General features: G+C 68.5%; 1 protein-coding gene. It reads right to left on the bottom strand.

The features are described from left to right. A partial coding sequence (locus OOT08_RS07025; RefSeq protein WP_325091884.1) for an Ig-like domain-containing protein occupies positions 1-536 on the bottom strand: 536 nt, incomplete at both ends.

The raw sequence follows: 536 nt of genomic DNA on the forward strand, positions 1-536 counted from the left end.
GCTCAACGAGGCACCGGACGTCGAGGGAACCGAGAAGGTCACCGTCGCCCCCGCAACCGGGTTCTTGTTCGCGTCGAGGACGGTCGCGGTCGCGGTGTGGGCCTGCTTGCCGTCAGCGACCTTGTCCCCGCCGGAGACCCGCAGGGAACTCGTGCCCTTCTTGCCCACGGACGGGTCACCGGCGACAAACGACACCGTGCCCGGGCTCTGCCTCAGGTTCGTGCCCGACACCGTCGCGCTCACCGGCACCTTCCCGGCCTTCGTGGCGGTCACGGACACGGTCGCGATCCCTTGGGCGTTGGTCCTCGCGCTCGTCTGACTCAGCGAAGCACCGGACTCCGTCGGCACGGAGAACGTCACCGATACGCCCGCAACCGGGTTCTTGTTCGCGTCCAAGACTCTGGCGGTCGCGGTGTGCGACTGCTTCCCGTCAGCGACCTTGTCCCCGCCGGAGACCCTCAGGAAACTCGTGCCCTTCTTGCCCACGGACGGGTCACCGGCCACAAACGAGACGGTGCCCGGGCTCTGCCGCAGCT

It is taken from the genome of Leucobacter sp. M11 (assembly GCF_035726885.1).
GTDB lineage: Bacteria > Actinomycetota > Actinomycetes > Actinomycetales > Microbacteriaceae > JAPFRB01.